Genomic DNA, 25,795 nt, shown 5'->3' on the forward strand with positions numbered 1-25,795 from the left:
ATCAACCGTTTATTACAATTAATACGTATATTTGAGCCAATAAAATTTTTCTATGATGAAAAATACGACGTTGGCTAATGGATTTAGATTAAAGGTTTTATTCTTATTATTTGTTTCTTTTTTGAGTAACGCTCAAGAAATGCAAACAAATATATTAGGTGGTGCTCAAATAAATCAAAGCGAAAATATTGCTATTTCGGCTGGAAATAGTTTAACTTTTCGAATAATAAATACGAGAGATAATTGCGGAACTTTAAAAATAGAAGAGATTGTTTTAAGTAATACTTCAGATTTTTCTGTTTCACATCCTAATTTAACTTACAATATACGATCTAGTAGTTGTAAAAATGGCGACAAATATTTAGATTTTACTATTAAAAACACTAGTAATAGTTGTGCTACCTCAACAAGTGTAACTATTAAAAATAATAGAGACCCTGATTTTTCATTTACCATTTCAATTAATTCTTCTCCTCAAATTTATGTTTTAGGAGGTAATCCTTTTGCCGATATTAACAATGGTTCTACCGTTACTTCTCCAATTAATGGAACTTATTTTGGTGTTGTTGATGAAGGTTCAAAAGTAACCAGAAGTTATGCAATTGCAAACATAGGAAGCTGTTCCTTAGATATTTTGACAGCTACTAGTTCAAATCCAGATTTTGAAATTACAACCTCATATTCAATTCCTTGGAATGATTTAGACCCATATTTTTATATTTTAATTGATGTAACATTCACCGGTCCTGCATTAGGTGTGGGTACGCAAACTGCAACTATAAGTATTGGAAATAGTGATACTTTTCCTGACAATTTTGAATTTAATGTAAGTGCGGAAATGTTTAACTATAATATTCCAGGCCCTGGTGGAATAACAAACGATTTTAGGTTGTGGCTAAAATCTACCAGAGGAATTAAATTTGAACCATCAACTTCTGATAAAGTGAGGTGTTGGTTGGATTTAGGTACAAACTCAAAAAATGCTGAGCAATCTGTTGCCGCAAATCAGCCAAGTTATATGGATGATGCAGCTTCAAATATCAATTTTAATCCTGTTATAAAATTTGAAAATGATGGAGGTAGTATAGAGCAATATTTACATAATAGTACCGATGGATTTTACAGTCAGGATATTTTTATTGTTATGATTCCAAATTCTACCATAAATAGCTCATCAACTCAAAACACAATTTTTTCAGGAATTTCGTCAGGAAATTCTGGCGATATTACAGGTGTTGGTTTTGGTAATTACTCTACACGTTTTACAAATGAAACGTTATCATACAATCAAGATGTTGCGTCTCCAACTGGTACTTATAACGGTGTTGCGGAGTTAAATTCAACATACACTACTGCAGGTATTATTAATGTTAGAAATGATGCTGATATTGCTACAAAACAAGAATTATTATATAATTCAAATCTTTTAACTACTACAACAGTAAATGATATTTCCTATGCTAATGTAAATGGAAGTAAATATTGGATTGGAAGAAATTTTGATATTCAAGGAAGTTTAAATGGGCGTATTGCTGAAATTTTTACGTTTGCATCAAGAGTAACAGCATCAGATCGTCAAAAAATAGAATCTTATTTAGCCATTAAATACGGTATTACCTTAGGTGCAACATCTGAAGCTCAAAAAAGTTACGTTAATTCCTTTGGAACTTCGGTTTGGGATATTTCTGCAAATGCTGGATATAACTATCATGTAGCAGGAATTGGAAGAGATTCTATTTCTGATTTAAATCAAAAACAGTCTAAAAGCATTCATACTTTAAATGAGGTTACCATTAGTTTGGGCGGATTATTTGCTACAAATAGTGCAAATACAAACGAATTTAAAAAAGATGGAGATTTTTTAGTTTGGGGCTGTAATAATAGTGCATTTTCAGGTTCAAATACCAATACTGTTACTTTAGCATCGGGAATAACAACTTCACTAACACGTATTGATCGAAAATGGAAAATTATTGAATCTAAAGAAGCTATTGATGGTGATGTAGAAAATGTATACATAAGCATTCCTTCAAATGCTTTTAGTAGTTTTTCAAAAACAGCTTCAGAAGAATATGTGTTGATTGTTGCTGATAGTGATACTTTTGGAAATGGTGACATTATTGATGTTATACCATTAAAATCTGACGGAAATTCTAATCTTCAAACTTGGTATGATTTTGATGGTGTAAAGTATTTTACTTTTGGAAAAGCACCAAAATTATCAAGTAACAAACAGTCAGTGAGTATTAATGCAGGTAGTTTTTTGGTAGGTGAATACAATTTAAATTTAAATGTAGATTCATTTACTATTTCTTCTTGGATTAGAAGAACGGGCTCGGAAACTTCAACTAGAACAATTTTAGCTAAAGGAGAAAAATTACAATTAAGACTAAATAGTGCGCATAAGATAGAAGTTATGATTGATGACGCCATAACACCAAGATTTGTTTCTGATATGGCAATAACGGATACTAAATGGCATCAAATAACTTTTGTTTATAATAGTGGTACAATTTTTTTATATGTAGATGGTATTTTAGATAAATCGGAGCAAGATGTTGTGCATCCTTCTCCAAACTACAATAGATTTTCTGTAGGCGCTGTATATATATCAAAAAATAATATTATCAATTCCTTTTTTGGTGAAATTGATGAAGTTTTAATTTGGGATGTTGGGTTATCTGAAAATCAAATTAAATATTTAATGAATCAAGAAATTGAAAAAGGAACAAGCAATTATATTACTGGAAAATCAATTACAGAATCTTCTTTAAGTAATGAAATAAGTATGATTCCTTGGGGTAATTTAAGAGCGTATTATGATTTTAATTCTTTTTATGGATCTACTGTTGAAGGATTAACAGATAGCGGATATTTTTTAAGACTTAATTATTTAAATAAATCCAAAAATATTGTAACATCACAAACAGCTCCTTTACCATATACTACTATAGATGATGGAAATTGGGAAGATTCTTCTATCTGGTTAAATAGTGATTATCAAACAGCGCCAAATTCATTAGGGCTTGATGGTGTAACTTCGGTAGATTGGAATATTATTGAAATAAATAATACCATAAATTTAACATCAGATGTAAAATTATTGAGTTTAAAATTAAATAGTAATAGGTTAAATGTTAGCGATAATAATGGTGTGCATATTTCACATTATTTGTTACTAAATGGGGTTTTAGATTTGAAAGGAGAATCGCAATTAATACAAACAGGAAATAGTTATTTTGATGAATTAAGTACTAGTTATTTAGAAAAAGATCAACAAGGACAAGGAAATAAATATAGATATAATGATTGGTCGTCTCCAGTTTATTCAGGAAATGACGGAACCAATTATGCTACTATTCAAGATGTTTTAAAAGATGGTACAGATCCAGATAATCCTGGTGAAATTTTATATGTTTCAGGTGTAAATGGCACAACTAACCCATTAACACTTAGTACTTATTGGATGTACAAATATGCAAACTCACCCGATAATTTATATAGTTCTTGGAATAATATTGGAAATGCTGGAAAAATATATTGTGGAGAAGGTTTTTTAATGAAAGGTGCAGGAGCATCTGGAAGTTCAGATCAAAATTATGTATTTATTGGTAAGCCTAATAATGGAGATATAGAATTAACTATAGCTGGTTCTAACGATTATTTAGTTGGAAACCCTTATCCTTCAGCAATAGAAGCAAATCAATTTATTTTAGACAATGAATATTCAATAACAGGAACACTCTATTTTTGGGAACATTATGGCGGAGATAGTCATAAACTAGCCGATTATCAGGCGGGTTATGCACTTTATAGTTTAGGAGGCGGAACACCTGCAGTTTTTCATCCTAGTGTTAGTAATGTTGGTTCTGCAACAAAAACGCCAAAAGAATTTATTGCAGTAGGTCAAGGGTTTTTTGTAGTAGGTGATAGTGATGGCGGAACTATAAAATTTAATAACAATCAAAGAGCATTTCAAGTAGAAGATACCATAAATTCTGTTTTTCTAAAAAATAGTAATAATCGTAATTTCAAAAAATTAAATACAAGTTTAGATAAAAGACCGAAAATAAGAATTGCATTTATTTCACCACAAAAGCATCAAAGGCAATTGTTATTAACTATTGATGAAAATACTTCTGATGGTTATGATTGGGGTTATGATGCTGAGGTTTATGAAGATTTAGATGATGATATGTTTTGGATGATTCAAGATAAAAAATATGGAATACAGTGTATTGATACATTAAATTCTAGTAAAGAAATTCAACTTGGAATTCAAACAAAACAAGGAGGAATTGTTCAAATAAAAATTGATGCTCTAGAAAATGTAGATAAAAACCTGAAACTATTTATTAAAGATAAAGTAACTAATGTAAGCCATCCTTTAAATGATCAAATATTTGAAGTTAACTTAGAGCCAGGAACGTATTTTAGCCGTTTTACGTTACTTTTTGAAGAACCTGAAATAGTTGCTGATACTATTGATGATGAAATTTTCACCAATGATATTAGTATTTATATGAATAATACAACTTCAGAAATAGAAATTAAAAAGAATAAAGAGTTGAAAATATATAAAATACAATTAGTTAACTATTTAGGACAAACAATTGCAAATTTTACAAACAATTTTAATTGTAACGAATTTGCAATTCCAGTTAAAAATAATACAGGTATTTATTTTGTTCAAGTAGCAACTGAAAAACGAATTTACAATAAGAAAATTTTCATCAATTAAAACAATAAATAATAAAAAAACACTGAAAATTAGGAAGTTACAAATTTTTAAATTAATTTAGTGTGTTCAAAACCCCTATACTTATGATACAACTTATACACTTTTTTACTCTAAAAATTCAAATTATATAAATTTTAAAATAAATTAAAACCATTAATTTATTAGGCTTTATTGAAGAAATTTAACTTCAAATAATTTTTACTATTTAATATTTTCATACAAGATTGAAACCCCAGTGTTATGAAAAAATTTATTACACTACTCTTTTTAATAGGATGTTTTTCATCTGTTACATTGTATTCTCAAACCGTTATACATTCAGCGAGTTTTGAGTCTGGTAATGATGGATGGACAGATGCGACTGGAAATAATTTTAATAGGTCAAGATATTCTGGAGGAACTCCATCTGCGAGTACAGGACCTTCAGGTGCTCAATCAGGAACATATTATATATATACAGAGGCATCGAGCCCAAATTACCCATCAATGGTTGCAAACTTGGTAAGTCCTTCTTTTAATTTGTCGGGCATTACTAATCCTACATTTTCATTTTACTATCATATGTATGGTGCTACTATCGGAACCCTAAATGTACAGGTAAGTACTGATGGTGGTGCAACTTTTCCAACTACAGTTTGGACGCGTACAGGTCAAGATCAAACCAGCAATGGAGCTAGTTGGACATTAGTAAATGTTAACTTAAATGCTTTTATTGGTCAAAATATTAGAATACAGCTAAATGGTATAACAGGTAGTGGTTATACTGGCGATATGGCAATTGATAATATATCCTTAACAGTTACGTACCCAGCAGGACCAGAAATTGATGTTTTTGGAAATGGCTTTTCAATTACGGATGGAGATAATACACCTTCTGTAAGTGATGCTACAGAATTTGGTTCTGTTTTAATTTCTTCATATATAGAAAAAACATTTACCATTAAAAATATAGGAACCTCAACATTAAATTTAACCGGAGGCACTCCTTTAGTAGATATTTCAGGAAATGCAGCATTTACAATTGTTACACAACCTAGCGTAAGTAGTATTGCAAGTGGAGGAGCAGATTTAACTTTTGTGGTAAGGTTTAGTCCCTCAACTATAGGTACAGTACAAGCTGTTATATCAATAGATAGTAATGATACAAATGAAAACCCATTTAATTTTACAATACAAGGAACTGGAAGCTCTGCTTCAGCTTTTGTTAGTCCTGGGGGTGTGTATAATAACTTAAAAATATGGTTAAAGGCTAATGATGGTTTGAGTTATTCCGATGGGCAAGGTGTTTCAACTTGGGTAAATAAGGGTAGTGGTTCTAATGCTACTGTACCAGGTGCTGGTTTAGAACCAACATTTAGAGACAATCCAAGTTTTAATATTAATTTTAATCCAGTAGTTGATTTTGATAATGATAACAGTACCTCATCTTTAAATTATTCAAACTCTGATACAAGTAGAGATGTGCTGATGGGTACTAATGGATTTTACACCCAAGATATTTTTTTAGTAATGATTCCTGATGTTACGATTAGCTCCTCAACTTCAAGTATGGATATTTTTTGTGGGGATTATGACCCTTCTACCGATGAAAAAGATGGAACAGGTATTGGATATGGAAGATATTCTGTGCGTTTTGATAATGAAGTATTATCTTATGCAGTATCAACAACACCAACAACTCCTCCAGCTGATATTAATGACAGAGGTTATGGAATTGCGCATACCAGCACAACAGTAACTTATAATATGCCAGGAATTGTAAATTCAAAAAATAATTCTAGTACGCCTACCAAAAACATATTGTCATTTAATGCACAAAATATTGGTAATACTGAAGTTGGTTTAAATAAATTTTATAATGTTAATAACTCAAGATTTTGGTTAGGTAGAAGTGAGGCGTATACTGGTAGTTTTGATGGTAGAATTGTTGAGGTAATTACATATTCTTCTAGAAATGATGATGCTGTTTCTCGATTAAAAATACAATCTTATTTAGCTATAAAATATGGAATAACATTACATACAGGTACAAATTCAAGGTTGGCAGACATAAATTATGTAGATTCTAACGGATCAGTAATTTGGGATGTTACTTCAAATGCTGGATTTAATTATGACATTGCTGGAATTGGTAGAGATGATAACTCTGCATTAAATCAAAAACAATCTAAAAGTGTAAATAATGGAAGTTTAATTGCAATTGGTTTAGGTGAAGTTGCAAGTACCAATAATCAAAATATTAGTAATAATAAATTAAGTTTTGTTAATGATAGAGACTTTTTAGTTTGGGGAAATAATAATGGAAATTTTAATACATCTTCTGAAGCTTCAAGAAGCATTAGTTTAAGTGGTGTAACAACAACATTTACCCCAGTTTCAAGAAAATGGAAAATTATTGAAAGTCAAAATGATGTTCCTGAGGTAGTTATATCCATTCCAACAGCTAGTTTAACAAGTAATATTCCTTTGGTGGCAAATGAAGAGTATATGTTAGTAGTATCTGACAATTCCAGTTTTGCAAATTCGGCTATTATTGATGTGGTTCCTTTTAAAGTAAACGGAACAAACTCTGAAGTTTGGTATGATTTTGATGGTACAATTGCTGCAGGAAATCCTAAATATTTTACAGTAGCAAAAGCAACAAGAGTTGAGCAAAAACGAAGAGTAGATTTTGGTGTTGGAGAATTTCTTTTGGGTGATAGTAGTTTAGAATTAACAAATAATTTTACCGTTTCGGCTTGGGTACAAAATAATGGTACTGGCGGAAGTTTTATTTCAAAAGGAACAGGTTTTAATTTCAAAATAAACGGTAGTAATCAAGTTGCTATTGATTGGAATGGCGCTACGCAAGTAACATCAACAAATACCATAGATACTAAGTGGCATCATATTGCTTTAAGCTATAGTGCTGGAACAGCCATTTTATATATTGATGGAGTTTTAGATAAAACAGTCTCCAGTTTAAGCAATCCTACAAGTAGTAATCATAAATTTTCAATTGGAGCTTTATATACAAGCAAAAATAGCATTGCATCTTTTAATGGTGCTGTTGATGAAGTTCGTATTTGGCATGCTGCATTAAGCGCAACGGAAATTCGCTATATAATGAATCAAGAAATTGAAGCATTTTCAACCAAGGTAAATGGTGAAATTTTACCACAAACAATTACTAAAAATGATATTAAACTAAGAAATTGGTCTGATTTAGAAGCGTATTATGATATGAATTCATATTATGGCACTACCGTTGAAGATAATTCATTAAATAAATATTGGGCACGAATAAAATATTTAGCAAAAGATAAGCAAGTAGTAGAAAATCAAACTGCGCCTTTACCTTATCAATCAACAGCAAATGGAAATTGGGATACGCCTGCAACGTGGTTAAATAATACAGTGCAATATATTCCAAATACAACCCTTTATGGAACTCCAGTAGATTGGAATATTGTTGAAACAACGACCAATGTTAATACAACCAGAGGAGTGACAGTTTTAGGATTATTAAACAATACAAATGAGCTTTCAATTAATGCAGATAATCATTTAACAATATCACATTATTTATTGTTAAATGGCGTAATAGATTTAGATGGAGAATCTCAATTAATACAAACAACTGATAGTGATTTTGATAATGCTAGCACGGGTTACTTAGAAAGAGATCAGCAAGGAATAGGAAATAAATATAGATACAATGATTGGTCTTCGCCAGTAATAAAAACAAATACTTCTGCAGGTACACCTTTTACTATTGCAGATGTGTTAAAGGATGGAACAACACCAAGTGCACCTGGAACAATAGTATTTAATGACGCCAGTTATGATGGAGCAACCTCTCCTGTAACCTTAAGTACATATTGGATGTATAAATATGCAAATTCACCTGACGGAGATTATAGTTCATGGCAACAAATAAGAAGTACTGGAAATTTAAATCCAGGAGAAGGGTTTTTAATGAAAGGAACTGGAGATCCGGGTTCACCAGATCAAAATTATGTGTTTGTCGGTAAACCTAATAATGGAGATGTTACATTAACGGTTTCAGGTGGTTATGATTATTTAATAGGTAATCCATATCCTTCAGCAATAGATAGTAAAAAGTTTATTATAGATAATGGACCTACGGGTACTTCTTCAATTACAGGTGCTATTTATTATTGGGAACATTATGGTGGTGATACACATAATTTAAAAGATTATCAAGCAGGTTACGGAACCTATAGTTTAGGTGGTGGAGTGCAAGCTACGGCACATCCAGGAGTAAGTGCTTCGGGAACGGCTGTTAAAACACCAGAACAATATTTACCTGTTTCGCAAGGTTTCTTTGTACAGGGTGATGCAGATGGAGGTACTATTATTTTTAAAAATAGTCAAAGAATATTTGAAACCGAAGCAGGAGGAAACTCAGTATTTATGAAAACTGCAAGTGCTAAATCCGTATCTTCAAATAAATCTACTGTGGATACAAGACCAAAATATAGAATTGGTTTTGATGCACCTAAAATAGATCATAGACAATTGTTATTGACAATTGATGAAGAGACATCGGACGGTTATGATTGGGGTTATGATGCTGAAATTTATGAAATATTTGAAGATGATATTTATTGGATGATTGATGACAAAAAATATGTGATTCAGGTGACCAATATTGTGGAGGTTAATAAAGAAATACCTATTGGGGTGGTTACCACAGAAGGCGGATTGATAACAATTAAAATAGATGCATTGGAAAATATTGAAAATGATTTAGGTGTGTATTTAAAAGATAGTGACACAAATCAAGTGTATGATATTACCAATACAAGTTATCAAACCAATTTACCAGCTGGAGAATACCATAATAAATATTCTATCACTTTTAAAACCAACAATGCGCTTTCAGTTCATAATGAATCTTTAAATAACGATTTTTTAGTGTACTTTAATAATAGTGAAAAAGCAATAGTTTTAAATAATAAAAAGTTACTTAAAATAAATGAAATTAATTTGTACAACATTTTAGGTCAAACGATTAAAAAATATAACACAATAGGAACCACAAAAGATACTTCAATTCCTATAAATGTTTCTGAAGGAGTTTATGTAATAAAAGTTGATACTGATGAAGGTTTTTTTACTAAAAAACTATTTATAAACTAAAATTTTACTAAAATAATTTAAAAGAGCGGTGATTATCACCGCTCTTTTTGGTTTAAAAGGCAACTTAATCAAGTTTTAAAGGTCATTTCTTGATGATGAATGTCACAAAAAACAAATAAATGGTACGATTTCTTCAATAAATGGTAAATTTTAACGTTTTTAATTTTTTTATAAGCTTTTTCTTCGTAAATTTATACTATAATTAAAAAACATCTTACTAGCCATGAATTTAATACTAAATAAAATTATTTCTCCGCCGGAATAAATAAAATTAACCCCCGAAGATAGACTTTTAAATCACTTTTTTAGTGAATAATCCTTGTTGCTTTTTTTGCAACATGTAAAAATATATAATTTAGTTTTTAATAACATACAAAACCCCAATGTTATGAAAAAAACAATACTTTTTACGTTATTTTTAATAATAACATCATTATCATTCTCTCAAATGAAAGATACACGTCAAAAATTCAGAATTGGTTTTGACGGTGAAAAAATAGATTACAGGCAAATTTTACTTACCATAGATAAAAATACCAGTGATGATGTAGACTGGGGATATGATGGTGAAATGTATCAAGTTTTTGAAGATGATATGTTTTGGGTAATTAAAGATAAAAAATATGTAATTCAAGCAACCAATGAAATACACGTTGATAAAGAAATTCCATTAGGAATCATCTCTTCAGGAGGTGAAATTGCAATAAAAGTAGATGCTTTAGAAAACCCTTGTGAAACTATGTTGGTTTTATTAAAAGATAAGGAATTAAATAAAGTATATGAAATTCAAAATGAAACCTATAAAATAACGTTACCAGCAGGTGAATATACGAATAGGTTTGCTATTACGTTTAAAGAATGTAAAAAAGAAATAGAGGAAATAGTAGAGTCAAGTTTTATTGTGCAAGATTTAAATATTTATTACGATGGTTTAAACTCAAAAATTGTATTAAATAACCCTAATGAAGTTACATTAGCAAGTGTAAATATGTACAATTCAATTGGGCAACATATTAAAAGTTGGGAAAGTAATACAAATGCTAATTATATAGATATTCCAGTAAATATAAAGCCTGGTATTTATTTTTTACAATCAATATCTGAACAAGGAAAATCTACCAAAAAAATTATGGTTCATTAAAATATGTATTTTATTTAAAATACAAATCCAATAATACGTAAAATAGTGCAATTTATTGTTTGGGTTACGCAAAATTAGTTTTTTTTAAAAAAAGACGTTAGTTTTGTGTAACCCAATCTTTTAGATTATACTATGCTTACTTTTAAACCCCAATTTAAACAGCTACTGTTTAGCCTATGTGTTTTAGTTTCTTTAAACACATTTTCACAGACTACAATTGCAAGCCAAAATTTTGATACTGCGGGATTAGGTTATACGGTTTCTAATGGAACTTATGTATATACCTGGAATTACACAGCATCATCTACACCAAACTCCTTGGAATTTGCAGGATCAAGTGGTACAGAATATGTGTTATTTAATAATGTAGATATTTCTTCTTATACAGATGTAACTGTAAAGATATCTTTTTCTTCATATTTGGTAGGTAATAATGAAGATTTATGGTTAGATATTTCTTATAATAACGGAGCAACTTGGGCAATAAGTAATAGGTTAGTTAATGGGAACAATCCCGGTCAAACAATTGATTGGGGAAATATTGATGGAGATGGGCAATCTGTAAATTCCAACCCATACACAGTCAATATACCTAATGGTACTACAAGTGTTAAAGTTAGAGTTAGTTCTGTAAATATAGATTATGGAGAATATTTCAATATAGATGATTTATTAATTTCAGGGACTCTAAAATGCACAAACCCTGCAGCACCAACTGCAGTTACACCAAATACAGGTACAACAATTTGTAGCGGGGCAAGTGTAAATTTAGACGCTACTTCAGCGGGTAATACTATTTATTGGTACACACAAGCTACTGGCGGTTCAAGTATTGGAAGCTCAGCAAGTGGTGCTAATTTTTCAGTATCACCAACTAGCAATACAACATATTATGCAGAGGCACGTACAAATTCTGGAGGTTGCATTAGTGCAACAAGAACAGCAACTGCTTTAATAACTGTAAACGCAACCCCCACTATAACAGGTACAACGCCTGCTTCTAGGCCAGACCCAGGAGTGCTTACATTAGCAGCAACTGCTTCGTCTGGTACAATTTCTTGGTATGCTAATTTAACCGGTGGTTCACCATTGGCAACAGGTCCTAGTTTTACAACACCATCTTTATCAACCACCACTACTTATTATGTTTCTGTAAGTAATGGTACGTGTACATCATCACCAAGAACACCTGTAGTTGCAAGTATTGCTTCTTTTTCTGAGGTAATAGTTTCGGTAAATTGGCCAAGTGGCTCTAATCAAAATTCACTTAAAATTTATACACCATCCGGTGTTTTAATTAGTTCAATTAGAGATACAGAAGGTACAACTACCACTAATTATTTAGCAACATTTAATTTAGGATGTTTAGAAGATTTGAATAATTATTATTTTATTATGTATGATTCAAATAATAATGGTTGGGATGGTACAGATAACATTACAATAACTGTTGGTGGAACAACTGTTATAAATCAAAATGGAAATGCTGCAAATACAGCAGGGGTAACAGTTAATTTTAATGTTTCAGGTGGAGGTTGTACAATGTCTTCATTATCTAACGCTCCAGGAGGTGTTGCTAAAAACTTACAGTTATGGTTAAAATCAAATAAAGGAGTTACAAAAAACGGAAGCAATGGAGTTACTTCTTGGGTTACTCAAGCCAACGGTTCAAATGCGAATGTGACAGCTACAGGACAAGAACCAACTTTTAGAGACGACCCAATACACAATGTAAATTTTAACCCTGTGATTGACTTTGATAATGGAGCTTCAACTTCGGATAGCTTTAACTATTCACAATTAGGTCAACAATTTCTGACAGGTAATTCAGGGTTTTATACGCAAGATATTTTTGTTGTTGTAATACCAGATACTGCTATAAATTCAAGTAGTAGTATGGATATATTTTGTGCGGATTCTGATACAGGTTCTCAAAATAATGATGGAACAGGTACTGGGTTTGGTAGCTATTCTCAAAGGTTTAACAATGAGGTATTATCATATGCTTATGGTCTTTCGGGTGGCTTAAATGATGGTTTTGGAGTGGCTCAAACAGTAACTGGAGGTTATGATAATGTTGGGATTATTAATTCAAGAAATAATATAACTTATAATAGTCAGGAGTTGTATTATAATGGAACAAATGTGGTAAATACAACTTCAGACATTTCTAAATGGGGAGCTGTTTCAAATGGTAAATATTGGATTGGTAGAAGTGAAGGTTGGAGTGGAAGTTTAAATGGTAGAGTTACAGAAATTATTACCTATTCTTCTCGTAAAAATGATACAGATTTAACACAAGAACGTAACAGAATTCAATCCTATTTAGCTATCAAATACGGAATTACGTTAGGTACAAACGGTACTAGTCAAGATTATGTTGCTAGTGATGGAACTTTAATATGGGATGTAAATACAAGTACGCCAACCGAAGATGTATTTAACTATAATATTACAGGTATTGGTAGAGATGATGTAGCTGAATTAAATCAAAAACAATCAAAATCAGTACATGCAACTAATGATATTACCATTGGTCATGGAGATATTTTAGCAACTAATAATTTAAACACAAATAACTTTGCGGCAGATAAATCTTATCTAGTCTGGGGAAACAATAATGGAAGTTTAACGGCTCAAACTCCTGTTGTGGTTAATTTAAGTGCAGGAATTTCTGGTTTAACAACAAATGTAGAGTTTACTTCAATAGGTAGAACTTGGAAAGTGGTAAAAAAAGGAACAGTTGGAATGGCTAAAATTGCTATTCCGCAAACTATGTTAACTGCAACAATTACTCCGCCAGGTAGTTTTTTAATGTTTATTTCTGATGAGCCTACCTTTAGTCCAACTTCTGAATACAGAATAATGAACTTAAATGGCAGTAATTTAGAAACCTATTATGAATTTACAAGTTCAAAAAAATTCATTACTTTCGGTTATGCGCCTGAGAAAACCTTTACAAGATCTATTTATTTTGATGGAACTAAAGATTATTTAAATGTTGGAAATAAATTAGATTTAAATACATCATTTACCATTTCAGCTTGGGTAAAAAGAAGTAATACAAATGCATCAATAGTTTCAAAACGAAATAACACCTATGCAAATGGTGGTTACGATTTTAAAATAAATGCTTCAGGAAACCTAGAAATGTCTTGGAAAAATGGTGCTACGCAAACAATTACTTCTTCAGTTGTAATTCCTTCTAACAAATGGCATCATGTTGCCGTTGTGTATAATGGTACACAAGCTAAATTATATATTGATGGAGTTGAAGATGTTACACAAACTAAAAATTTAGCAGTTCCTATTACTAATTCCGAATCATTTTTAATAGCTGCAGCAGATGGTAATGAGTCAAATACAACTTCATTTTTTCAAGGAAATATAGATGAAGTTAGAATTTGGAATACGGCACTATCACAAGATCAGTTACGTTTTGTGATGAATCAAGAAATTGAGAATGACGGAACAAAAGTATCAGGTTCTTACTTTAAAAATTTAACAATCACACCATCAAAAAATGATATCAATGCTGTTGACTGGGCAAGTTTAAAAGGATATTATCCAATGAGTGTCTATACGTTTACAAACTGTAAAGATGCCTCAGGAAATGGAAATGTTGCTGCAATTAAAAAACTGAATACAGTAGATTGGCAAACAGCACCATTACCGTATGTTTCAATTGCAGATACAGATTGGGATGTAAGTAGTACTTGGCAAAATGGATCGGTTCAAACAATACCAGGCTCAGCTTCCATTGTTGACGCTACAAAAACAGTTGATTGGAATATTGTTCAAATTAGTAGCAATGTAATTTTAGAAAATTCAAGCTTACCAGCGGCTAATTTTGGAAACAGAAATGTATTAGGTTTACTTGTAGACAATACAAAAAAATTAGAAGTAACTGGTGTAAATCCTACTACTACTGACCCATATTCAGGAACTGGTAATGGAATTACAATCTCACATTATTTAGGCTTAAATGGTAAAATAGATTTACAAGGCGAATCGCAATTAATTCAAACGTTAAATAGTGATTTAAATGTGGGTACTAATGGAGTGTTAGAACGCGATCAACAAGGCGTAGGAAATAAATATTGGTATAATGATTGGTCATCACCTGTGTACTCATTAAATGACGGTTTAAATTATTCACGAATTATTGACGTTTTAAGAGATGGTACCAATGCAAGCTCACCAGGTGCTATTACGTATGTTGGAGGCTATGATGGCGCAGTTGGGCCACCAATAACACTAAGTACATATTGGATGTATAAGTATGCAAACCACCCAGAAGGTAGTTATAGTTTATGGGAGCAAATTGGTAATACCGGTAAAATATATCCTGGTCAAGGTTTTTTAATGAAAGGAACTGGAGCTGCAGCAGATCAAAACTATGTATTTGTTGGAAAACCAAACAACGGAAATTTTGATTTAAATATTACAAGCGGATATGATTATTTATTAGGAAATCCATACGCTTCAGCAATCGATTCTTGGGAATTTATTGATGACAATCCAAATTTAACGGGGCCATTATATTTTTGGGAACATTATGGAGGTACAAATCATAATTTAAAAGATTATCAAGCAGGCTACGCAACGCTAACCAAAGCAGGAGGTGTAACCGCAACTTCAGGCGGTGTAATTCCTGCAGGAGTGAGTAATTTAGGAACTTCAACTAAAATACCAGGTAGGTTTATTCCAGTTGGTCAAGGCTTTTTTGTTGTAGGAAGCACAAATGGGCAAATTCATTTTAAAAACTCACAAAGAATCTTTTTTAAAGAAGCCGAAGAAACCGTGAGCAATTTTGGATCTGTTTTTATGAAAGGAATTACTAAAAAAACTACAAAATCAACCAGCAGGTTTATGGATAATAGACAAAAAATAAGAATTGGTTTTGAAGGGGCTAAAGTTGATCATAGACAATTATTATTAACTATTGATGAAAATGCTTCAGATGGTGTTGATAGGGGTTATGAGGCAGAAATTTATGAAGTTTTTGAAGATGACATGTATTGGGTAATACAAGATAAAAAGTATGTAATACAAGCCACAAACGCCATTGAAAATAATAAGGAAATTCTGTTAGGTGTTAAAGTTAAAGAAACGGGTACGGTAAAAATAAAAATAGACGAACTTGAGAATGAAGACGTAAATATGCAATTATTTTTAAAAGATAGTTTGTTGCAAAAAACATATAATTTAAAAGAAAATCCTTTTGAACAAGAAATAGAAGCAGGAGAATATGTAAATAGATTTTATTTGGTATTTAAACCAATTCCTAAAGTAATAGAAGAAGATACAGAAATCATAGAAGAAATTTCAGGAGTCCATATTTTTATGAATAATCAAATAGCTGAATTACAAATTCAAAAAGATGCTGAAACCAATATTTCTCAAATAAAATTGGTAAATTATCTTGGTCAAAATATTAAAATTTGGAATCAAAAGTTTGATGGTACCCTTATTTCTTTACCTATAAAATTGGCTACAGGAGTTTATGTAGTTCAAATGAAAACTGAAAAAGGAATCATCAATAAAAAAATAATAATAGAGTAAAACGTATAAACCCCCATTAATGATAAAAAAATTACTTATTACCATATTCTTATTTAGTGCGTGCCTATCAAATGCACAAAGTAATTTAGAATTGGCCGAGAAATATTTAAAAGAAAGAGGTGAATTAGCTTTCACTTTTACAGCAAATACAATTAAAGAAATTCAACAATTAGCGAACATAGTTTCTTTTGATCACGGACAAGATCCTAAGCATCCTTTAACAATAAAAGCAATTGCTAACAAAGATGATTTTGAAAAATTTCTTAAATTCAATTTACCTTTTACTATAAATAAAGAGCTGAATGAACCTAAGAATGTGGAAATGTTTAACCCCAAAATTCATAAAAAAGGAGTTTCTGGAAAAAACGCATCTTATACATTATCATTCCCATTAGTTGCATATCCTACCTATGCACAATATGTGCAACAAATGAATGATTTTGTTAATGATCATTCCGATATTGCTAGATTAGTTTCTATTGGAACTACTTCAGGCTCTGGCAGTAGTGGTTATTCTGGAGGTGCACATCAATTATTGTTTATTGTACTTTCTGATAATGTGAACACTAGGGAGAAAGAACCAAGAGTTATGTATACATCTTCAATTCATGGAGATGAAATTGCGGGCTACCCTTCTATGTTGAATTTGATTGATCATTTTATTACAGCCTATAAAAATACTGGAGATTCTGATCATACCCGAGTTAAAAATTTATTAGATAATTCTGAAGTATGGATTAATCCGTTGGCAAATCCAGATGGAACCTATAGAACTTCAAATACAAGTGTAAGCTCAGCAATTAGAGGAAATGCTTATGCATTTGATATGAATAGAAACTATCCTGTTCCCGATGGAACATTACATCCTGACGGAAGAGTATATCAATATGAAACAACTAAATTTATGGAATTGGCAGAATCAACGCATTTTGTGGTTGCCGGGAATTTTCACGGTGGAGAAGAGGTTGTCAATTACCCTTGGGATTATACCTATGATAGACATGCGGACGATACTTGGATGCAATTAGTTAGTACTGAGTACGCTGCTAATACTCACACTAGCGCAGGTTCAGTTTCTTATATGACTTATGATAATACATTTAATTCTTACCTTGGTATTACACACGGTGCTGATTGGTACATTATTAATGGTGGGCGACAAGATTATATGAATTATGAAAGACATACCAAAGAAATAACATTTGAAATATCAAATACTAAATTACCTCCTGCAAGTCCATCCGGTTCTTATGATATTTTAGATTTATGGAATTATAATAAAGAAGCATTTATTGAGTTTTTAATACAAGGAACATACGGTTTTCAGGGAGTTGTAAAAGACGCCAATACAAATCTACCTATAAATGCTAAAATTAGTATTCTTAATCACGACACTAATGGTTCATGGGTTGAAACCGAATTGCCTTTGGGAGATTATTATAGACCAATTAAAGGCGGTACTTATGATATTATGTATGAAGCAGATTGTTATGTGCCGTACATTTTAAGAAACCAAACAATTACGGATTATCAAACAGTTGTTTTGCCAGATGTTTATTTAACACCATTATCAACAGCATCTTCACCATCAAATTTAAGGGCGTATTCATTAAAAATGACATCGGCAACCATATCTTGGGATAATATTAAAAACGCCAGTTTATACAATATAAGATATAGAAAAGTTGGAGCATCATCATGGATAACTACAACATCAACTACAAATTCAACAAATTTAACGGGATTAACAGCAACATCAACCTATGAATTTCAAGTGACAGCTACCTGTAGTGGAACAACAACAAGTTGGAGTGCTATTGAGACGTTTAATACTATTACAACTAATTATTGTACATCTCAAGGATCTGATTCAGCTGGTGGTTACATTGGTCTGGTAAAAATTGGCAATATTGATATGGTTAGTTCTGCAACTGGATATTCAGATTTAACAAATTTGGCATTAAATGTAGATAAGGGTGAAATTGTAAATACATCAATCATGCCAATTTGGCCAAATAATTCTGGGACTAAATATAATGATGCATACAGTATTTGGATAGACTTTAATCAAGATGGTGATTTTTTAGATGCAAATGAGCAAGTTTGGTCAAAAAAATCTTCAAAGACAAGACCAGTCACTGGAAGTTTCACGATACCGTCTTCAGCTGTTTACGGTACAACACGGATGCGAGTTTCCATGAAATATTATAATAATTCAAATCAATCTGCACCTACAGCTTGTGAGACTTTTTCTTATGGTGAAGTTGAGGATTACACAGTAAATATTGTTGATAAAACCCTTGGCATTGAAGATGAAATTTTAAGCACATTTTCTATTTACCCTAACCCAGTTTCTAATGGTGAAATTACTATTAAAATGCCAAATGAGATACACGATTTTGATATAACAGTTTCCAATGTATTAGGGCAAAAAGTATATACAAAAAATGTGCAAAATAACTTTGATACTACTGAATTGATAAATACGGCTAATTTTATGTCAGGCATTTACTTTATAACGGTAAGTACAGATTTAGGAAAGGCAACAAAGAAGCTAATAATTAATTAAAACACAAAACTTTAATGGCTAAATAGCTTATATTTAGTCATTAAAGTTTTTACATCTCAGGTTACTTATTTTTCTAAAAACAACTTTTAGTTTTTGCTTTTTTTTATAGATTAATTTTCATTTTGTGGCATTTACAATAATATACTGTTCTCAATTTTAGTGTATTTCAGATTGGTTAATTATGTCAGATTAAAGATGAAGATTACAATTTTAAAAAGTTGGGCACTTTTAACAGCATAGTTGCACAACTAATTTAAAAAGGTGTACAACTAATTTTAAAAGTTGCGCAACTATTGCATATTTAATGAAGTAGTTTAAAATGAGGCTTTTAGTAATTCACCTAAAAAATCAGTTTTTTGTTGATCACATGAAGTATTTTATTGATAAAACTTCATCGTTTGTTGATTACTTTTTCTAAAATTAGCTTTTTTTTAAAAAACAACTTATTTTTGCGCAGTCCCAATAAATTGATTCTATGTGTAGTAACTTCAAGATATTTAATAGCGTACTGATGTTTGTTGTTTTAATTCCCACGTTACTATTTAGTCAGGGAACATTACAGGTTAGAGACGTCTCTAATAGTATTAGTATTAATAGTGGTGATATTACACCAAGTCTTACTGATGGAACTGATTTTGGGAATACTAATTTAGGTTCGTCAAAAGCTAATACATTTACATTTGACAATATTGCTGGTAATGGTCCAACCAGCTTATCATCAGTTTCTATAAATATTTCAGGTGCAAATGCAACTGAATTTACCCTTTCAACAAGTAATCTTGGAAATGGAAATTTAAATAGAAATACTAATAAATATCTTACGATTACTTTTACGCCTAGTTCTGCAGGATTAAAAACAGCAACTGTTACTGTTTCTTTTACAAATGGTACCAATTCACCATATATTTTTACCATTCAAGGTAATGGGATTTTATCATATTGTACGCCAATTAATATCAATAATTATAACATAAATTTCATTTCAAATGTGTCATTGGGTGCAATTAATAATACAACTAATGGTAACACAGGGGCATATAACAATTACACATCATTTGCAACAATAGATGCAAACGCTGGTATGAATTTAAATGGTAATATATCCATAAATTTAAATGGTTGGAATCAAGTTACCAGTAATAAAATAAATATTTGGATAGATTTTAATCAAGATTTAGATTTTGAAGATGCAGGCGAAAATTTTATAATTAATGTTAATAGTGGGGCTAGTGTTTCGGGAACTAAAACAATTGTAGTACCCATAAGTATTTTAATTCCAGCAACAGCGGCGCTAGGAAATACTCGCATACGTATTGGCTTTATAGATGATATTCAAACAGCTTCTTATTCAGCTTGTAATTTTTCTTATAACACTGGTGAAATAGAAGATTACACTATTAATATAGCTGGCTGTTCAACAAATATGTGGACAGGAACAACAGATTATGATTGGAATAAACCTTCAAATTGGAGTTGCGGAACTGTTCCAACAATTAGTACAAATGTTTTAATTCCATCACCTCTTACATCGGGTAAATATCCAATTATTTATAATGGAACTCCTTTCGGTAAAGTTAATAATATTGAAATTCAAAATAATAGTACTGCATCTTTACAAATTAGAGATAATTATATACAAATTGCAGGAACTTTGCTATTAAATGGAAAACTTGATTTACAAGGAGAAGCGCAATTGATACAAAATACAGGAAGTACTATAGATATTGCAAGCACTGGATTTATAGAAATAGATCAACAAGGACAAGGAAATAGATACCGTTATAACGATTGGTCTTCACCAGTAATTAAAACTGGAACAACTGCAGGAACACCATATACAGTTGCTGATGTTTTAAGAGATGGAACAGATCCTGATAATCCAAAAACAATTGATTTTGTTGGTGGTTATGATGGAAGCATACCTGGTGGTTCAGGTGCAATAAAAATAGCAAATTCTTGGATTTATAAATATACGAATTCTCCTGATGGAAATTATAATGGTTGGGGACAAATAGGAAGTACAGGAAATTTAAATCCAGGCGAAGGTTTTTTAATGAAAGGACCAGGTAACCCAGGTTCATCAGATCAAAATTATGTGTTTGTTGGTAAGCCAAATAATGGAACAATTAATTTAGCTATTAGTGGAAATAACGACTATTTGGTGGGTAATCCTTATCCTTCAGCACTAGATGCCAATCAATTTATTTTAGATAATGCCAGTTCGTTAAGAGATGGAACCATTTATTTTTGGGAACATTATGGAGGAAATTCACATAATTTAGCCGACTATCAAGCAGGATATGCCTATTATAATTTAAGCGGAGGTGTTGTTGCTTCTGCTCACTCGGTTGTTAATCAAAGTGTTCCAAACGGTACAAAGCAACCACAAAGATATATAGCAATAGGTCAAGGATTTTTTGTTTGGGCTGATGCGGATGGTGGTTCTATTCAATTTAATAACAATCAAAGAATGTTTGCTACAGAAACTTCAGGTAGCTCAATTTTTATGAAGGGTGCTGCTCAAAAGAACTCAATAAAATCTAAAATAGCTAGTGATGATGAACGACCAAAATTTAGATTAGGATTTAAAGGAGAAAAAATTGATAATCGTCAAATATTACTAACAATAGATGAAAATTCAACTGATGGAGTAGATTATGGTTATGAAGCTGAAATTTATGAAATATTTGAAGATGACATGTTTTGGACTATTGCTGATAAAAAATATGTGATTCAAGCAACTAACACTATCGATATTAATAAAGAAATTCCGATAGGAATAATTTCAAGCGGCGGTTTAATTTCCATAAAAATGGATGCTTTAGAAAATGTGAGCGATACGCAAGAAATATATATTAAAGATAAAATTACAGGAGGTATACATACTATTAAAAATCAATCATTTGAAATCGATTTACCAAAAGGAGAATATTTAAATAGATTTGCATTAACTTTTAAATCTGAAAATACATTAGCTGTAGAAGAAGAAACTTTAGAAGATGATATTTTAGTATTTATGAATAATTCTAATAAAGCATTACAAATTGTAAAACCTATTAACCTAGAAATTGAAGCAATTATTTTATATAATAACTTAGGGCAAATTAAGGGTTATTGGAAAGAAGAATTTTTAGAAGATTCCTTTTCTTTACCTGTAAAAGCTGCAACAGGTATTTATTTTGTTCAAATTAATACTAAAAACGGGAAAATAGGTAAAAAAATACTTATAGAATAATATTAAAAAAGAGGCTAATTTTAGCCTCTTTTTTAATATAAACGATGTTTTAAAATCTTATTTAAAAGCTGGAATTCCGGTAATATCAAACCCAGTAATTAATAAATGAATATCGTGTGTACCTTCATAAGTTACTACACTTTCTAAATTCATCATATGGCGCATAATAGAATATTCTCCAGTAATTCCCATAGCACCTAATACCTGACGTGCTTCTCGGGCTATTTTTAAAGCCATATCAACATTATTTCTTTTTGCCATAGATATTTGGGCTGTTGTTGCTCTTCCTTCGTTTTTAAGTACGCCTAATCGCCATGTTAATAATTGCGCTTTGGTGATTTCAGTAATCATTTCAGCCAATTTTTTTTGTTGTAATTGTGTTCCGGCAATGGGTTTATCAAACTGTATTCTTTCTTTTGAATAGCGTAAAGCTGTATCATAACAATCCATAGCGGCTCCAATTGCACCCCAGGCAATGCCATAACGTGCAGAATCTAAGCAGCCTAGCGGCGCACCTAAACCATCTTTGTTTGGTAAAATGTTTTCTTTTGGAATTTTTACATTATCAAAAATTAATTCGCCAGTTGCAGAAGCTCTTAAACTCCATTTGTTATGTGTTTCAGGAGTTGTAAATCCTTCCATTCCACGTTCTACAACCAACCCTTTTATTCTTCCTGCTTCATTTTTTGCCCAAACTACAGCAATATCTGCAAATGGAGCATTTGAAATCCACATTTTAGCGCCATTTAATAAAAAATGATCGCCCATATCTTTAATTTTGGTTTCCATTCCACCAGGATTCGATCCGTGGTTTGGTTCTGTTAATCCAAAACATCCTAACAATTCACCACTGGCTAATTTTGGTAAATATTTTTGTTTTTGGGCTTCATTTCCATATTTCCAAATAGGATACATTACTAATGATGATTGTACTGATGCTGTTGAACGAACGCCGGAATCTCCGCGTTCAATTTCCTGCATAATCAATCCGTAAGAAATTTGATCTAAACCTGCGCCACCATATTCTTCAGGAATATAAGGCCCAAAAGCCCCAATTTCTGCCAATCCAGAAATAATAGAAGTTGGAAATTTTGCTTGTTGCGCAGCTTCTTCAATAATTGGCGAAACAGCTCTTTTTACCCATTCGCGTGCTGCAGCTCTTACTAATAGATGTTCTTCAGATAATAAATCATCTAATTGATAATAATCTGGTGCTTGAAATAAATCTTGTGACATTACTATTTTAATTTGGTTTCACACAAATTTACTAATTTAAAGTCTTTAAGAATTTGATTTTTTAAAATCTTTTATTCCTTACATTTGTGATAATGAGATATACCTTAGGAAAAGATGAAAAATTAAAAGGCAGAAAACTAATTGAGTTGTTGTTTTCTGAAGGTAAACGTGTAAAATCGTTTCCCATTCAATTAATTTATTTTAAAAATAACAGAGAAACCGAGGTGGCAATAAAAGCAGGATTTTCTGTACCAAAAAGAAATATAAAGTTAGCCGTAAACAGAAACAGAATTAAAAGAATGTTGCGTGAAGTTTACCGATTAAATAAATTTAAATTTTTAGATAATTTAAAAGATCCGTACGTTTTTATGTTTATTTATATGGCAAAAGAAGAAATTAATTATGCCGATTTAGAACAAGCATTGCATAAATTGCATGAAAAGTTTTTAACTAAAATTAGTGACGATGAGCAAGTGTAAAAAATGGATATTAGCAATTTTTGTAGGTTTTGCGGTTTTAATTTCTGTTGGATTTCAATCCAAATTTTTTGAAATTGCCAAGCAGATTGATATTTATACAACCATGTTTAAAGAACTAAATATGTTGTATATAGATGAAGTAAATCCTGCAAAATTAACCCACAAGTCTATCAATCATATGTTACAAAGTTTAGATCCGTATACGGTTTATTTTGATGAACAAGGAATTGAAGACGCACGAATTGCTGCAACAGGAGAATATGGAGGCATTGGAACTTTGGTAGAATTTAAAAATCATACACTTTTAGTAAAAGAGTTATTAAAAGATTCACCTGCAGAAAGTGCTGGCATAAAACCAGGCGATAAAATTTTAAAAATTGATGCCATTTTAGTAAAAGATTTTGATGAAAAAGGAGCATCAACATTATTAAACGGATTGCCAAACACAACGGTTACTTTGTTATTAGAACGTCAGAATAAAACTTTTGAAGTAACAGTTACTAGAAAAAAAGTAGAGGTAAGTCCGGTTCCGCACTATACCATGTTAAACGAAGAAGTTGGATATATTTCCTTTATTAAATTTACCGAAAGCGCCACTACTGAAGTTAAAAATGCTTTTTTAGATTTAAAGAAACAGGGAATGAAAAAGTTAATTATTGATGTGCGTAGCAATCCTGGGGGATTGTTAAATGAAGCCGTTAAAATTACCAATTTTTTTATTCCAAAAGATAAAGTAGTAGTCACTACCAAAGGTAAAGTTGAAAAACATAATGAAACCTTTAAAACAAAAGAAGAACCACTAGATTTAGAAATACCAATTTCTATTTTAATTGATGGTAAATCTGCATCGGCTTCAGAAATTTTAGCAGGATCATTGCAAGATTATGATAGAGCAGTAATTGTTGGTGAACGTTCTTTTGGTAAAGGTTTGGTGCAACAATACAGAGAACTTTCGTATGGTACGCAAATGAAATTAACCATCTCTAAATATTATACACCAAGCGGACGTTGTATTCAAGAATTAGATTATACCAATAGAGATGATAATGGAAATATTCCAAAATTTTCTGATAAAGGTAGAGCGCAATACAAAACGGCAATTGGAAGAACAGTTTATGGCGGCGGTGGAATTTTACCTGATGTAAGTTTGGAAAAACCCACAACAACAAAAACCACCGAAACCTTATTAAATTCTGATGCGTTTTTTAATTATGTTACTAATTATTTTTACACGCATAAATCAATAGAAGAGCCATCAAAATTTAATGTAGCATTAAATGAATATGACGATTTAAGAAGCTATTTAGCCAAAAATCAACAATATTTTGAAACTGAAACCGAAGCTGAATTTAAAAAAGCCAATAAGAAAGCATTGGAAGAGAATTTACAAGGAAATTTATCAAAGTCTTATAACGAGGTTTTAGCAACCATTCAATCAGAAAAATTAAAAGAACTAGATAAAAACAAAGCAGAAATTATTAAAAAATTAACCGAAGAAATTGTAAAACGTTATTACTTTGTTGAAGGTGTTTATCAACAAAAAGCACAATTTGATCCAGTAATTTCAAAAGCAATTACGTTGTTAAATAGTTCGGAATATCAAAAAATATTAAAAAAGTAAAATTTACCTTTTGGTAAAATCATCAAAAAAAGAATTCAGCAGATATATTGTATCTTTGCATCC

At 31.1% G+C, this 25,795-nt stretch carries 9 protein-coding genes; 8 read left to right on the forward strand and 1 reads right to left on the reverse strand.

The window, feature by feature from the left end; genetic code table 11:
- Positions 1-52: 52 nt before the first annotated feature.
- From BM335_RS04700 to BM335_RS04725, 6 genes are all read left to right on the forward strand, one after another.
- Positions 53-4,741: a DUF8202 domain-containing protein gene (locus BM335_RS04700; RefSeq protein ID WP_090223656.1), complete on the forward strand. Its 4,689-nt coding sequence runs from the start codon at positions 53-55 to the stop codon at positions 4,739-4,741.
- Between the two features lie 240 nt (positions 4,742-4,981).
- Positions 4,982-9,886, forward strand: coding sequence for a DUF8202 domain-containing protein (locus BM335_RS04705; protein ID WP_090223659.1), 4,905 nt, complete (start codon positions 4,982-4,984; stop codon positions 9,884-9,886).
- A 388-nt stretch (positions 9,887-10,274) separates the two neighbouring features.
- Positions 10,275-11,027, forward strand: a complete 753-nt coding sequence (locus tag BM335_RS04710) for a T9SS type A sorting domain-containing protein (protein WP_090223662.1) — start codon at positions 10,275-10,277, stop codon at positions 11,025-11,027.
- A gap of 132 nt (positions 11,028-11,159) precedes the next feature.
- A complete protein-coding gene (locus BM335_RS04715; protein ID WP_090223665.1) occupies positions 11,160-16,592 on the forward strand; it encodes a DUF8202 domain-containing protein in 5,433 nt (1,810 codons plus the stop codon).
- 19 nt (positions 16,593-16,611) lie between these two features.
- Positions 16,612-19,161, forward strand: a complete 2,550-nt coding sequence (locus BM335_RS04720; protein ID WP_090223667.1) for a M14 family zinc carboxypeptidase — start codon at positions 16,612-16,614, stop codon at positions 19,159-19,161.
- A 511-nt stretch (positions 19,162-19,672) separates the two neighbouring features.
- Positions 19,673-22,396, forward strand: a complete 2,724-nt coding sequence (locus BM335_RS04725; protein ID WP_177219157.1) for a GEVED domain-containing protein — start codon at positions 19,673-19,675, stop codon at positions 22,394-22,396.
- Positions 22,397-22,453: 57 nt separating this feature from the next.
- Here BM335_RS04725 and BM335_RS04730 read toward each other — a convergent pair whose 3' ends face one another.
- Entirely contained in the window at positions 22,454-23,632 is a 1,179-nt protein-coding gene (locus tag BM335_RS04730) for an acyl-CoA dehydrogenase family protein (protein ID WP_090223672.1), read from the reverse strand.
- Between the two features lie 92 nt (positions 23,633-23,724).
- Between BM335_RS04730 and rnpA the strand changes: the two genes are divergently transcribed.
- Positions 23,725-24,111, forward strand: a complete 387-nt coding sequence (gene rnpA, locus BM335_RS04735; protein WP_090223674.1) for a ribonuclease P protein component — start codon at positions 23,725-23,727, stop codon at positions 24,109-24,111.
- Complete coding sequence (locus BM335_RS04740; protein ID WP_245780606.1) at positions 24,098-25,732, forward strand: S41 family peptidase; 1,635 nt, start codon at positions 24,098-24,100, stop codon at positions 25,730-25,732. The genes rnpA and BM335_RS04740 overlap by 14 nt, the downstream gene beginning before the upstream one ends.
- Positions 25,733-25,795 lie beyond the last annotated feature (63 nt).

It is taken from the genome of Lutibacter maritimus (genome assembly GCF_900116115.1).
GTDB lineage: Bacteria > Bacteroidota > Bacteroidia > Flavobacteriales > Flavobacteriaceae > Lutibacter > Lutibacter maritimus.